At 46.3% G+C, this 14001-nt stretch carries 11 protein-coding genes and 1 tRNA gene; 6 read left to right on the top strand and 6 right to left on the bottom strand.

Annotated elements, in window-relative coordinates; genetic code table 11:
- Positions 1–39 precede the first annotated feature (39 nt).
- The gene (locus E3D00_RS00290; protein ID WP_141458883.1) at positions 40–1041 is read left to right on the top strand and encodes a lipid A deacylase LpxR family protein; all 1002 of its coding nucleotides are present in this window, start codon (positions 40–42) and stop codon (positions 1039–1041) included.
- A gap of 39 nt (positions 1042–1080) precedes the next feature.
- On the opposite strand, the gene recG is transcribed toward E3D00_RS00290, so the two are convergent.
- Positions 1081–3189, bottom strand: a complete 2109-nt coding sequence (gene recG / locus E3D00_RS00285; RefSeq protein ID WP_141458881.1) for an ATP-dependent DNA helicase RecG — start codon at positions 3187–3189, stop codon at positions 1081–1083.
- Between the two features lie 72 nt (positions 3190–3261).
- On the opposite strand from recG, the gene mfd reads away from it, so the two are divergent.
- The gene (gene mfd, locus E3D00_RS00280) at positions 3262–6750 is read left to right on the top strand and encodes a transcription-repair coupling factor (RefSeq protein WP_141458879.1); all 3489 of its coding nucleotides are present in this window, start codon (positions 3262–3264) and stop codon (positions 6748–6750) included.
- On the opposite strand, the gene E3D00_RS00275 is transcribed toward mfd, so the two are convergent.
- Entirely contained in the window at positions 6747–7622 is an 876-nt protein-coding gene (locus E3D00_RS00275) for a DUF2125 domain-containing protein (protein ID WP_141458876.1), read from the bottom strand. The two genes, mfd and E3D00_RS00275, sit on opposite strands and share 4 nt — an antisense overlap.
- Before the next feature lie 113 nt (positions 7623–7735).
- On the opposite strand from E3D00_RS00275, the gene E3D00_RS00270 reads away from it, so the two are divergent.
- Positions 7736–8557 carry a DUF1217 domain-containing protein gene (locus tag E3D00_RS00270; protein ID WP_141458874.1) on the top strand — a complete coding sequence of 274 codons (822 nt, stop codon included), beginning with the start codon at positions 7736–7738 and terminating at the stop codon, positions 8555–8557.
- A 25-nt stretch (positions 8558–8582) separates the two neighbouring features.
- Here E3D00_RS00270 and E3D00_RS00265 read toward each other — a convergent pair whose 3' ends face one another.
- The 3 genes from E3D00_RS00265 to E3D00_RS00255 form a co-directional block, all read right to left on the bottom strand.
- Complete coding sequence (locus tag E3D00_RS00265; protein WP_141458873.1) at positions 8583–10457, bottom strand: cobaltochelatase CobT-related protein; 1875 nt, start codon at positions 10455–10457, stop codon at positions 8583–8585.
- Between the two features lie 5 nt (positions 10458–10462).
- Positions 10463–11443, bottom strand: a complete 981-nt coding sequence (locus tag E3D00_RS00260; protein ID WP_141458871.1) for an AAA family ATPase — start codon at positions 11441–11443, stop codon at positions 10463–10465.
- 79 nt (positions 11444–11522) lie between these two features.
- Complete coding sequence (locus tag E3D00_RS00255; RefSeq protein ID WP_141458868.1) at positions 11523–12131, bottom strand: DnaJ domain-containing protein; 609 nt, start codon at positions 12129–12131, stop codon at positions 11523–11525.
- Positions 12132–12200: 69 nt separating this feature from the next.
- Between E3D00_RS00255 and E3D00_RS00250 the strand changes: the two genes are divergently transcribed.
- Together E3D00_RS00250 and E3D00_RS00245 are read left to right on the top strand one after the other, a co-directional pair.
- The gene (locus E3D00_RS00250) at positions 12201–12491 is read left to right on the top strand and encodes a BolA family protein (protein WP_141458866.1); all 291 of its coding nucleotides are present in this window, start codon (positions 12201–12203) and stop codon (positions 12489–12491) included.
- A complete protein-coding gene (locus E3D00_RS00245) occupies positions 12488–13084 on the top strand; it encodes a LolA family protein (RefSeq protein ID WP_141458864.1) in 597 nt (198 codons plus the stop codon). Before E3D00_RS00250 ends, E3D00_RS00245 begins: the two co-directional genes overlap by 4 nt.
- Here E3D00_RS00245 and lipB read toward each other — a convergent pair.
- A complete protein-coding gene (gene lipB / locus E3D00_RS00240; protein ID WP_141458862.1) occupies positions 13065–13748 on the bottom strand; it encodes a lipoyl(octanoyl) transferase LipB in 684 nt (227 codons plus the stop codon). The two genes, E3D00_RS00245 and lipB, sit on opposite strands and share 20 nt — an antisense overlap.
- A gap of 74 nt (positions 13749–13822) precedes the next feature.
- Here lipB and E3D00_RS00235 point away from each other — a divergent pair.
- Positions 13823–13908, top strand: a tRNA-Leu gene (locus E3D00_RS00235).
- Positions 13909–14001: the final 93 nt, after the last annotated feature.

Below are 14001 nucleotides of genomic sequence, written 5' to 3'. Positions count from 1 at the left end.
CATTTGACTGGGCTCTCCCAGAAACTGAGGTGTGTATTGTTGCAGAAGCGGTTATCTCTTTCTTTTGGCGCTTTGTCTTTAATTGTGCTGAGCACTTCAGCAAGGGCGACTCCTCAACAAGATCATTACGGAACGTGGACTTTACAAGGGGAGAATGACGCTGTTTCGACGTTTAAAGGAACGTCCGATCAGTATTATACCTCTGGGTTACGTTTTAATTGGACCTCTGGCACGGATAATTTGCCAAGACCAATCGCTCATTTGAATCATTTTTTAATGGGCGATGGTGTTCAGCGAATCAGTCTTGGTTTGCAACAGCTTATTTTTACACCGCGTGCTACGCAGGTAGAGCGGCCACCATTGGGGGATCGTCCATATGCTGGCGTTATGTTGGGAACTGTTAATCTAATTAATGATACAGATTTGTCCCGAACCGTGATGGGTTTTCAGGCGGGTGTATTGGGTCCCGCAGCGTTAGGGCGTCAGCTACAAAACGGTTTCCATAAGGCAATCAGCGATACCCCGAACAAAGGATGGCAACATCAGCTTGCAAATCAGCCTATTTTTCAGCTGCAAGCCGGGCGTATTTGGCGTTTGCCTGTTGCAAAAGTCTATGGGATTGAAATGGATGTGCTTCCAGCAGTATCAGGTTCTGCGGGTGATTACAGAACGTATGCAAGTGTTGCTTCAAACTTTCGGATTGGTCAGGGTTTAGATAGTGACTTTGGAAATGCGACCATTGGGCCAGGACTGGATGGAACCGATGCGTATAAAGCGACGCGCCCCGTTGCTTGGTACTTCTATGGTGGCGTGGATGGGCAAGCTGTAGGCTATGACGCTACGCTTCAAGGTAGTACTGTAAGAGGCAATTCACCTCATACCGAAAAAAAATGGGATGTGGGCGAAATTCATGCTGGTGTTGCTGTGATGTGGCATGGCATGCGTTTGTCATATAGCCAAAATTGGCAATCGACAGAGTTTAGAGGCCAAAAGGCTGGGTTGTTTAACTATGGCTCTTTAAAGTTCTCTGTAAAGTTCTAAAGGTTTAACGCCCGGCGTATTCAGGCCGGGCGTTAAGTTCTATCCAGAAATAAGCAGTCGATCTGGATCGTCTCGATCAAAAAGTGTCAAAAGCTTTTTTAATGCAGGGCCGCGACCTTCGTCTTTTTTGAGAAAAGGGTTACGCTGAAGTTCACGTTCACTGTCTTGCTGCATGGCAGGGGTAAGAATGGAAAGGCGGTTTCCGTGAGCAACTTTAAAGCCGGGTAAACCAGATTGCCGGTTGCCAGCGAGATCCCCTCCGCCTCGAATTTTATAATCTTCGTCAGCGATTAAAAATCCATCATTCGTATTTCTTAACAATGTTAAGCGCTTAATCGCTGTAAATGTGGCTGCATTATCATGAATGAGCAGGCAAAATGATTTTTGGCTTCCTCTGCCCACGCGTCCGCGTAGCTGATGGAGTTGGGCAAGACCAAATCGTTCAGCTTGTTCGATTACCATGATGGAAGCGTTAGGAATATCCACTCCCACTTCAATGACGGTTGTGGCGACAAGAATACGTGTTTTTCCATCCCGAAAATCATCAAGGGCGGTTTGTCGTATAGAAATGTCCTGCTTGCCATGCGCAAGGCCCACCACTCCGGGGAAGCGTTCGCTTAACGTGGCCCATCTTTCTTCCGCAGCAGCGGCAGATTGAGTTTCACTGTTTTCGATCAGAGGGCATACCCAGAAGATCTGAACGTTATTGGCAAGAGCACGCTTGAGTGCCTCAAAGATATTGGGAAGAGATTCCATATTATGGAGTGTGGTCTGAATAGGGAGACGGCCTTTAGGCTTTGTATCAAGGCGGCTTACGCTCATCTCTCCCCATTCCATCAGCTGTAACGTGCGTGGAATGGGGGTGGCGGTCATAACAAGAATATCTGTTGAAACGCCTTTCGCGCTAAGCTCCATTCTCTGCTTAACGCCAAAGCGATGTTGTTCATCAATAACAGCAAGGCCTAAGTCAGAGAAAGTAACGCCTTCTTGGAAAAGAGCGTGTGTTCCAATAACAATTTTGGCGTCACCTGTTGAGATTGCTTTGAGAGCTTCTCGTCGTTTTGCGCCTTTGATGTTCCCGCTGAGGTATATGCTCGTGGTGGGGCATAAGCGTGAAACAGTTTCAAAATGTTGCCGGGCAAGTATTTCTGTTGGCGCCATAAGAGCGGCTTGAGCGCCTGCTTCAACCGCTTGTAACATGGCGTTCATGGCAACGAAGGTTTTGCCTGCGCCAACATCTCCTTGCAAAAGCCGCATCATTGGGCTTGAGGATGCTAAATCGTTTGATATTTCAGATATAGCTCTTTTTTGAGATTCTGTTGGGGAGTGGCCGAAGCGTTGTTGAAGCTCTTTTCGTAATGAGCCATCCCCTTTCATGCTACGGCCGGGCCTGCTGCGTGCTTTGGCGCGTGCTAACCCAAAGCAGAGTTGATCTGCCAATATTTCATCTGCGGCAAGGCGGGATAAGGCACGTTCTTTGATGGACGTCCATTCTTTATGTTCTGAAATTTCTGAAGGGTTTTGAATGAAACGAATGGCCTCGTGAAAAGCTGGCCAATGGCGCTTTTTAATGAGTGCTGGGTCATGCCACTCTGAGAGAGTTGGTAATAAAGATAAAGCGCCTCGCATGGCTTTACGAACGGTATAGGGGAATAATCCAGCCGTTAGTGGCCATACAGGCTCAAGGGTTGGGAAACTCTCTCGTTTGCTCCAACTCATCACATGATCAGGCTGAGGCATGGTTAGACTGCCTTGAAACGTGCTTGTTTTCCCTGAAATTAAAAAATCAGCACCAACCGTCGGGGCGGGCATATTTTTTTGTTGAAAGAAAACGAGGTCAATTTTTCCTGTGTCATCTTCCGTTCGGATGATGGAAGGTTGCCCGGGACGGTTTGGTTTGCGCATGGAAAGGACACGCACACGAGCTGTTAAAATCTCTCCAGGTGGGAGATGGTGTCCTTGGGCAACTGTTCGTATAATACGACGATCGATCACACGTTCTGGTAAGGTCAGCAGCAGGTCAAGGACACGATTGCCTCCAGCTATCTTTTCAAGCAGACTCGCATGGCGTGGACCAATTCCCGGTAGGGTTGTAAGCGGGGCAAAGAGGGGCGCGAGCAAATCTGCTGAAGATAGGTCTGAGGACACAGGTGGGATCGCTCCTTTCGGTTGGTAAAAGTGAGCTGGTCATTAAAGTGGTAGGTATAGGGTAAGATAGAAATGGCACAAAGCGAAGCTGTCACGAGTGAAGTAACCACAACATCTTTCGGCCCTACAATATGGGGTGTTCCAGATGGAAGTGTTGCTTTCCTTTTAAGGCAAAGACTGGCGGAGCATGAAGGCCCTTTATTGCATGTTGCGCGAGATGATGCTGCCGTTGCAGCTTTAGCAGATATGTTAGCCTATTTAATGCCAGAAGTAGAGGTATTGCGCTTACCGGCTTGGGACTGCCTGCCTTATGACCGTGTTTCGCCTAATCCTGCTTTGGTTGCAGAACGTGTTGGAACCTTATGTCGTTTATTGGAGCCAACAAAAGCACGACGTATTGTTTTAACCACCATTCATAGTCTTATTCAAAGAGTGCCACCGCGCTCATCATTTAAAGGGCAATCCCTGAGTGTTGCGAGTGGAGAGACGTTGGATCAGTCCATGCTGATCGAATTGTTGATTGATAATGGATATACGCGAACAGACACCGTGATGGAGCCGGGAGAGTTTGCAACGCGCGGTGGTATTTTTGATCTTTTTCCATCTGGCGCCTCTGATCCTGTTCGGTTGGATCTCTTTGGTGATGAAGTTGAAAATATCCGTTCATTTGATGTTGGAACCCAAAGGTCGACAGAAAAATTAGCGCGTTTTGATTTGCGCCCTGTTTCAGAATATTCCTTAAACGCCGCCAGTATCAGCCGCTTTAGAACAGGTTGGCGGGATACATTTGGTTCTGCAGCAACAGAAGATTTGATTTATGAAAATGTATCTCATGGGCGTCGTTACCCGGGCTTAGAGCACTATTTGCCATTGTTTCATGATGGCGATGGTGAGCAAATGGAAACATTGCTGGATTATATGCCCGGCGTTGCGATGAGTTTTGATCAGCACGCTCCTGATATTTTAAAAGCGCGCTTGGAAATGATTAAAGATCATTATGAAGCGCGTCGTGTCCCTGTACGTGAAGGAGAAATGCCTTACCGTGCTTTGCCACCACATCGTTTGTATCTGGATCAGCATGGCTGGGATTCCATGCTCGCGAAAGTGCCTTCAGTTGTATTAAACACGTTTGCAAAACCAGATATTGGTGATGGGATTGATGCTGGAAATCGGCCGGGCCAATTATTCGCTCGTGCTCGAGATGGATCGCGCGAGGGTATATTTGAAGCTTTTGGCAAACAGGCTGAAGAGTGGGCGAAATCTGGCCGGCGGACGTATGTTACCGCGTGGAGCCGTGGTTCACGGGAAAGAATAGCTCATTTACTTAAAGAACACGGCGTTGCTGCGGAGAGTTATGATAGCTGGCCTAAAGCTGCGAGTGTTTCTCGTGGAACGGTAGGGCTTTTGGTTCTGGGTTTAGAGCGTGGCTTTATAACGGATCGATTAAGCTTTGTTTCAGAGCAAGATCTTTTAGGGGAGCGTATTTCTCGGCCGCCGCGCCGTAAAAAGCGCGGTGAACAATTCATTTCCCAAATTGGCGAGATCGCAGAAGGGGATCTGGTTGTTCATCAGGAGTATGGGATTGGCCGATATAATGGGCTTGAAACTATAACGGAAGGTCGAGTGGCGCATGATTATCTGTCGATCATGTATGATGATGCTCAGAGGCTCTTATTACCGGTAGAAAATATAGATCTTTTGAGCCGTTTTGGTTCAGAGCAGACAGGCGTTCAGCTCGATAAGCTGGGTGGAACGGCTTGGCAGGCTCGAAAAGCTAAAATGAAGTCCCGCATCCGGATTATGGCGGGAGAGTTAATCCGGACTGCTGCTGCTCGAGCTTTAAAAGAAGCACCGACGCTTGCTCCCGCAGAAGGGGCTTGGGATGAATTTTGTGCACGCTTTCCCTTTGTTGAAACGGAAGATCAAACGCGTGCAATTGCGGATGTTTTAGAAGATATGAGCGCAGGCCGTCCAATGGATAGGCTTGTATGTGGAGATGTGGGTTTTGGAAAGACAGAGGTTGCATTAAGGGCTGCGTTTGTTGCGGCTATGTCGGGGATGCAGGTAGCTGTTGTAGTGCCTACAACCTTATTAGCTCGGCAGCATTACCGGAGTTTTTCTACGCGGTTTGAAGGGTTGCCTGTAAAAATTGCTCAGCTTTCTCGATTAGTTACCGCAAAAGAAGCCTCTAAAGTGCGGGAAGAACTTTCGGAAGGTAAGCTGGATATTGTTGTTGGGACACACGCACTTTTAGCCAAGACGGTTTCTTTTAACCGCCTTGGATTGCTGATTATTGATGAAGAGCAGCATTTTGGAGTGGGACATAAAGAAAAATTAAAATCTTTGCGTGAGGACGTGCATGTTCTTACTCTTTCTGCCACACCGCTTCCGCGGACGCTTCAGCTTTCATTATCCGGCGTACGGGAAATGAGCCTGATCGCCACGCCGCCTACCGATCGTTTAGCGGTAAGAACATTTATAACTCCGTTTGATAGTGTGATGATCCGTGAAGCGATTCAAAGAGAGCGTTTCCGGGGAGGGCAAATTTTCTGTGTCGTTGCGCGTCTGGCTGATATGGAGCGGATGTCAGAGCGTTTAATAGACATTGTTCCTGACGCTAAAATTGCCCAAGCGCATGGTCGTTTAACGCCGACAGAGCTTGAGCGCGTCATGACAGAGTTCGCGGATGGTAAATACGATATTCTGCTTTCAACAAACATTGTTGAGAGTGGGCTGGATATGCCCAGCGTTAATACAATTATTATTCATCGTGCTGATATGTTTGGATTAGGACAGCTTTATCAGCTTCGTGGGCGTGTGGGCCGTGGAAAGCAGCGAGGATATGCTTACCTGACATGGCCTCAAACAAAGCCCTTATCAGCAAGTTCTCAAAAGCGTTTGGAAGTGATGCAAACACTGGATTCATTAGGGGCAGGATTTACACTTGCTTCCCATGATTTGGACTTGCGAGGGGCAGGGAATCTGCTTGGGGATGAACAGTCTGGGCATATCAAAGAAGTCGGTATTGAACTGTATCAGCAAATGCTGGAAGACGCTGTTGCAGGTTTAAGACAGGAGCGTGGGCGCAAAGAAGAGGATGATAAGGATTGGACACCCCATATTATTCTGGGACTTCCTGTTCTCATTCCTGAGAAATATGTGCCCGATCTTCCTGTTCGGTTAGGGTTATATCGACGGATTGCCTCTTTGAATGGTGAGCAGGAAGTGGAAGCGATGCGGGCGGAGTTAGTGGATCGGTTTGGATCACTTCCTCCCGAGGTGGCTAACCTTCTGGATGTTGTTTTGATCAAAAAGATGTGCCGTGAGGCAGGGGTAGAACGACTGGAAGCTGGCCCTAAAGGGATGGTTATTCAGTTCCGTAAAAATCGTTTTAAAAACCCCGCTGGGCTTTTGGACTGGGCAACGCGCAAGCAGGATTCTGGGGTTAAAATTAGACCAGATCACAAATTGGCATTGATCCGGGAAATGACGAATGCCACCCGGATCAATTTTGCCAAGAAGGTAACGAATGTTTTGTGTAAACTAGCGCGTAAGGTTTAGTGAGGCAGAGAGATAGGCATAGGTACTCCGTTTACGGAGACTGTGCCGCCCTCTAGCTCGATATCCCAGCTTGTTGTTTCACCACTATGGTGGCCCATCATGCGTGCAATAGCGATAGCCGCGATTACTTTTGTTGGGGCTATTTGGTGAAGTCTGTCATCAAAAGCTGAGATATTGTTAATACTGACATGCAGGTCTGCTTTGGATGTGGCGGCTGAGCTTCCCATATCAACCTTTCCTTGGGCGTCGATAGAACTTTCGCCTGAAATTGAATGGAAAGAATTGATGGTAACCGTTTGAAAGCTTCCCACTTTTGGGCTTACAGAGAGATCGGTCGTGAGAGAGGAGGGGATGAGGGGTTGCTTGCTATCATGAATACCCGAGCCACTAATTTTAAGCCTTAAAAGCGGGTTTGTTTGTGTTGCTTTGATCGAAACCCGTTGAAGGGTCATGGTATGATTGGGGCGGTCTAGCTTTATGTTAGCCCATAAAGCTTCTGGTGTGCCTTTTTGGATATCATGGAGTGTATTTGTGGCGTCCAGACCTTGGCAGGCTGGAGTAATACCTCCCCGGAAGGCGCTTAACGCGGCATAGGCAGCGATTGCATTGAAATGCTCAAGCTGGTTTTCGCTTACTGACTTTTGCGGATCCTTTAAGGAAATATTTCCAACATCTAATGTGATGTCTGTGCCTGTAAGGGAGGCGTGCATGCCGGAAGCTTTAAGTTCATTTTCTCCGGTTTGATGAGAATGAAAGGAATAGGTAAAGCATGACGCAGGGATAGAAGGTAAGGTGTCTGCATGAGCTGAGGCCATCAATGTCGTGCTGGCGCTTGCCATCATGGTGAAAAGAAAAGCTTTAAAAGACATCATGTATCCTCAGTGTTGTGAAAGGCCCGTGAGGGCGAATATGGTGTGATCGATTAAGAATATATTAGCACTTTGGAGAGAAAATGTTCCCCTAATAATTTTTGTTAGGAATTTGCATGTCTCTTTTTTCATCAGCCATGCCTGCTGTCCCACAATATTTATCCATCATTAAAAATGAATCTATAGCGGTTCAGCATTGGCAGAAAACGAGTCCGCTGTCTGAAAATATAGTCTCGTCTTTTAAAGATGTCGCAGGATCGATTTTAACACCTGAGCAGCTGCTGCATAATTATAAAGCACTGAGTGTTGTTTTGGGGGCTTATGGGATGTCTTCCGTGCAGGGAGAGACTGCTGTTCTGAAGCAATTAATGTCTCAAAACCCTTCCTCAAGTAATTCTTTGGCAGCAAGGAGCGGTAATCCATCTTGGCAGTTATTTGCTAAGGATTTTTCATCTTGGTCTGTTTCTCCTTTTTCTTCAAAAGATTTTATATCTAAAATTGTGAATAATTATTGGATGAATGCATATGAAAAAAATGTGCAGCATCAAACGTCGGGTTTAGGAGACGCTCTTTATTTCTCCCGGATCATGAAGCCTGGGATGAAGCTTGAAAATGTTATGGCTGACCCAAAACTTTTGAAAGTTGTTGAACGGGTCAGTGGGTTCGATCCAACCCAGTTTGGGACATTAGGATATAATGAACAAGTTCGGCTTTTGAGCCAAAAGTTGGATTTATCGAAGTTAAACAATTCTGAGAAAATACAACGTTATGCTCAGCAATATCTGGCATTACTTCAGATCCATCCAGAGAAAGTTAAATCAAATGATACGATTTTAACGTTGTATGGAGAGAGTGGGGATTCTGACGGAATATTATCCCTTTTTACAGGAGGGAATCATTCAACAGAAAATAATCCTCTTTTGTCAGCATTAGTTTGAGGAAGACATTAAGTCCCCCTCCTGATCATGCTTTTTTATGTTTGGTGGGTGAGAACAGTTCTGAAAGCTGAGCAATCATTGTTCCGCCCAAATCATCAGAAGAACTGATTGTTACGCTATTACGATAATAACGGGTAACATCATGACCAATGCCAATAGCAAGAAGTTCTGTGTGTCGGTCCATTTCAATTTTATGAATGACGTTTCGAAGGTGACCTTCTAAATAGTCATGTGCATTTGTGGAGAAAGTGCTGTCATCAACAGGGGCACCATCTGAGATGACCATTAGAATGTGACGTTTCTCTGTACGTCGACGAATTCTCTTCCATGCCCAAAGAAGCGCTTCACCATCAATGTTTTCTTTAAGAAGACCATCTCGAAGCATTAACCCTAAGTTGCGGCGGGCGCGCCTCCAAGGTGTGTCTGCATCTTTATAGATAATATGTCTTAAGTCGTTAAGGCGACCAGGAAAATGAGGGCGGCCATCTCGGATCCATTTTTCACGACTTTGCCCGCCTTTCCATTGGCGCGTTGTAAAACCAAGAACTTCAACTTTAACACCGCATCGCTCTAACGTGCGTGCTAGAATGTCACCACAGATGGCTGCGGTAGCAATAGGTCGTCCACGCATAGAGCCAGAATTGTCAATGAGAAGCGTAACGACCGTGTCACGAAACTCCATTTCTGTTTCATATTTGTATGAAAGCGGCATAGTCGGGTTGGTAACAACGCGAGCTAACCTTCCAGCATCAATAATGCCTTCTTCTTGCTCGAACTCCCATTTGCGTTGTTGCTGCGCTAAAAGACGGCGTTGAAGGCGATGGGCAAGCCGAGAAATAAGCCCTTGAAGCTGACTTAGTTGAATATCAAGCTGTTGCCGTAAACGGGAGAGTTCCTCTGGGTCACACAGGTTCTCAGCGTTAATTTCTTCATCAAACTCTGTTGTATAAGCTTTATATGTTGAAGCTATATCAGGATGATCTGATGCAGTATCGGGACTTGTATCTGAAGGGCCAGCGGCTTCTTCTGTACCATTTTCAGGAGAATCTAAAATATCGGATGATGTCTCAGATTCTCCTTGTATGTCACCTTCTCCAGATTCTGTTTGATCTCCATTCTCGTCCTCGGGGTCATTTCCTTCGGGAGCTTTTTCGTCTTCTTCTGGTACAGAGGCAGCATCATCAGAAGAAGGTTTATCATCAGAATTATTATCAGAAGGTGCCGTTTGCTCAGAATCGTCAATTGCGTCTGTTAACTTTAACGCCCCTAAAAGTCGGGAAGCCGCGCGAGCAAATGCGATTTGGTCTGATTGGTACTGTACCATCTCTGCAAAAGCAGACTTTGCCGCTGGAGGGAGAGAATTCCTCCATACATCTAACGCAGGCCCTATTTGAGCAGGAATTGGCTCTCCAGAAAGAGCTTCTCGTGTTAAGAGGCTCAGAGCTAAAGAGATAGGCATGTCTTGCTGCTCAACCATACGGTTGCTGCCTATATCAGACATTTGCTGCGTAAGACGTCGATTTAAATTGGCCCGTACTCCGGCCATATACCGTGATCCATAGACTTCACAGCGTACTTGCTCGAGGGCATTGAATGTGGCTTGAGCCTCTGTTTCAGGAAAAGAAGGGGTAAGCGCGTCTTGATGATAGCGGAGTTTTAAGGCAACAGAATCAGCTTCCCCACGAACGCGCTGAATTTCAAATTCATGCATGAGAAGCGATACGTGAGGAAGTTTGATTGCGCTTTCTGCTATCGGTTTTCGATGGGTGCCAGGCGCCCCTCCAGGGATAATAATGTTTTGTTCAGGAGCATCGCCTATGGCGCGTAAGGTAGCCACCACGGCACGGCAAAAACTTTCTTGCCGTTCTTCATCTGTGAGAGAGTTTTTGGGCGCAGACACGTTTTTTACTCCACGGGGGAGGCGTTAAAGCAACGTTGATAATATTCCGCTACGATTTCACGTTCAGCTTCGTCACACTTGTTGAGGAACGTTAGGCGGAATGAAAAAGCTAAATCATTAAAAATTTTGAAGTTTTCTGCCCATGAGATCACAGACCGTGGGGACATAACGGTTGAAATATCACCTGCCATGAACCCTGCTCGCGTAAGGTTAGCTAATGCGACCATACGCCCGATGGTTATGGTGGCATCTGTATCTTCAGGGGCAATCTTTAGCTTAGAAGTGACAATCGCTATTTCTTGTTCCACGGGAAGGTAGTTAAGGGAGGCAACAATATTCCAGCGGTCCATCTGGGCTTGGTTAATCTGCTGTGTGCCGTGGTAGAGACCCGTTGTATCGCCAAGGCCGACAGTATTGGCTGTAGCAAAGAGACGGAAGTGGGGGTTGGAGCGGATAACGCGGTTTTGGTCAAGTAAGGTTAAATGCCCTTCACCTTCCAGAACACGTTGAATAACAAACATAACATCTGGACGGCCTGCGTCGTATTCATCAAAGATTAAGGCGCAAGGGTGTTGTAAACACCATGGAAGTAGGCCCTCACGGAATTCAGTAACCTGTTTACCATCGCGTAAAACAATGGCGTCTTTTCCAATCAGATCGATACGGGAAATATGACTATCAAGATTGATGCGCACGCAGGGCCAATTCAGACGTGCAGCAACTTGTTCAATATGAGAAGACTTACCCGTACCGTGAAACCCTTGGATCAAGACGCGTCTATTATAGATAAACCCAGCAAGGATAGCCCGAGTTGTATCTTCATCAAATTTGTATGATGGATCGATAGTGGGGACATGCTCTGTTCGGGTAGAATAAGCTGGCACTTGCATTTCTGTCTGGATGCCAAAAACTTCTCGGGAAGAAACCATGAGGTCTGGAGCACCGAGAGTATGTGTTGGAATTACTGTGGTTTCATCATTACTCATGGGTCTAGCGAACTTTCATTGGTATCAAGAACGTTTATCTAATGTAGGACTTATTCAGTCTTTATTCCAGAGAGGGGAATCAGGAAGCAAATTCTGTTTGTTGAGTGAAGTGCATTTTTAACACAGCATAGGCAGAACCAATAGCTTTGAAACGCTCTTCTGCTTGTTTATCGCCGATATTGGCATCAGGATGATGTTTTCTTGCGAGGGAGCGATACTTTGTTTTCACTTCGTCAAAAGAGATCGGCCATTTCAGATCTAGAGTCGCAAGAGGATGGCGCAGTTTTTCAGGAGGGAGGCTGGTTTGTTTTTGATGACGTTCCTGTGCTCTTTTGGCGCGGCTTCTTTTTTGGGATCCGAGGATGTCTAATGGATCCAAAAAGTCATCTTCATTAAACTCTGCTTTTCGAGCGGTTCCTGTTCCTAACTTCCATGATGGTCTTTGCCATGAGGTATCTGCCCGTAAATGAGCTTCTATCTGGCCGGGGGTCATTCCGCGGTAGTAATCCCATTTGGCGTTATATTCACGAACATGATCGAGGCAGAACCAGAAATAAGAGCGTAAAGCTTCCCGGCCTTTCGGCGCACGATACCCCGCTGGCTCTTCACAACCAGGGTGATCACATGTTTGATCTGGAGCATCGGGGTCAGGGGCGAAAGCCTTATGTCTGGTAGATTTGCGCTGCATGGTGTTTGATATGGTCAGGAGATGCCTTGTAATGCAAGAAGCAAGTTTAATTAGGATTTAAGTTTTAATATGCCACATTCTTTAACGCGACGTGACCGGATACAAGCGATTTTAACAAAAGAACTAACTCCCATTCATCTGGAAATTCATGATGAGAGTGCAAAACACGCCCATCACCAAGGAGTGAAAGATATGGGGAGAACGGGTGAGACACATTTTAATATAGCAATTACCAGTGCTAAGTTTAATGGTCTGAATCGTATTGCTCGACATCGTTTGGTGAACAATCTGTTAGCGGATGAATTTCAAACAGGGCTGCATGCTTTGTCTTTAGTCCTGCAAGGAGAAGAAAAAGTATGAAGCGCGCTCTTGTCGTTTTTTGTGTTCTTTTGTCAGGGTGTGAGGTCAGTGGTTATAAAAACCTTCCTCCCAACGAACAGGCCGAGGTTCAAAGAGTTGAAGCATATTTGAACAACATCAAAGGAATGCGAGCATCTTTTGTGCAGATAGGGCCAGACGCTGGACATAGCGCTGGGCGTTTTTCATATGTTCCTGGGTATTTGCGGCTAGATTATATAGAGCCTCATCCAATGGAACTGGTTGCAGGGAATGGGCGGCTCGTTTTTAAGGATATGGCCAACCAATCCATTACGCATCTTTCTTTAAAGAGAAACCCTTTAGGGCTATTAGTGCATTACCCGATTCGGTTTGGCGGGCAAATCTTGGTAACGGATGCGCGAAAAGGGCAGGATTCGTTACAGGTTTCTGTGGCAGAAGCGAATAATCCTTCACAAGGTTTGTTAACATTACAATTTGCGGATCGGGCAGGACACCTTAACTTAATTGGTTTGCAGGGTGTGGATGTGCGCAAGAACCGTTTTTCTGTGACGTTGTCGGATGAAGAAGAGGGGAGCGATATCCCCAAATCAGAGTTTAAATTTCCTTCGGAATAGAACCAAAAATAAGCGGCCAAGCCTTTGCCAGAGCTTCATCAAGTGTTTGCATACTGATGGAGCGATCAAAGCGTTCTAAGCTGGTAACGCCATATTCTGTAATTCCACATGGGACGATGCCGTTAAAGTCATTCAAAGTGGGGTTCAGGTTTATGGAGATCCCGTGCCAGCTTATCCAGCGGCTAACACGAATACCTAAAGCAGCAATTTTTGCTTCTTGATTTGTTATAGGGTCTGTAGCCCATACGCCTATACGGCCTTCTCGGGTAAAACTTTTAACTCCGAGAGAGGAGAGGGTTGTTATAATCCATTGTTCAAGGCCTTGAACGTAAGCTCTCAGGTCTCGCGCTGGAATGGTACCATTCTGTTTGTTGAGATCGAGCATTACGTAGGCTAAGCGTTGTCCTGGGCCGTGATAAGTCCATTGACCGCCGCGTCCCGCTTCATAAGTTGGGTAATGGTGAGGGTTAAAGAGGTCTTCTTTTTTAGCTGAAGTGCCTGCTGTAAAAATAGGTTCATGTTCTACCAGCCAAACAAGAGGATCTGCTTTTTTCTGAATGATCTCTTGAGCATGGGCTGACATGAAATGGAGTGCCTCAGGATATGCTGTGAGGCCTTGGCTTTTTTTCCATAAAATTTCTTCAGAAATATCGTTTCTAGTCATTGCTCTTGTTTCTAGCATAAGGTATATCGCCTTCCACCGACGGTCTTGCATTATATAAGACCGTTTGTCACGGGGCGGCCGTGGCGGAATGGTAGACGCGCAAGCTTGAGGTGCTTGTGGGGGAAACCCTGTGGAAGTTCGAGTCTTCTCGGCCGCACCATTGCTCTTGGATGATGGAGTAATGGTTTAAAAAAAATTATATCCCCATGAGAAATATTATAAAATATTGTTTTAAGTCAAAATAGACTGGGGT

Origin of the sequence: Swingsia samuiensis (genome assembly GCF_006542355.1) — a bacterium.
Lineage (GTDB): Bacteria > Pseudomonadota > Alphaproteobacteria > Acetobacterales > Acetobacteraceae > Gluconobacter > Gluconobacter samuiensis.
This window is presented reverse-complemented; position numbering and strand designations above follow the sequence as displayed.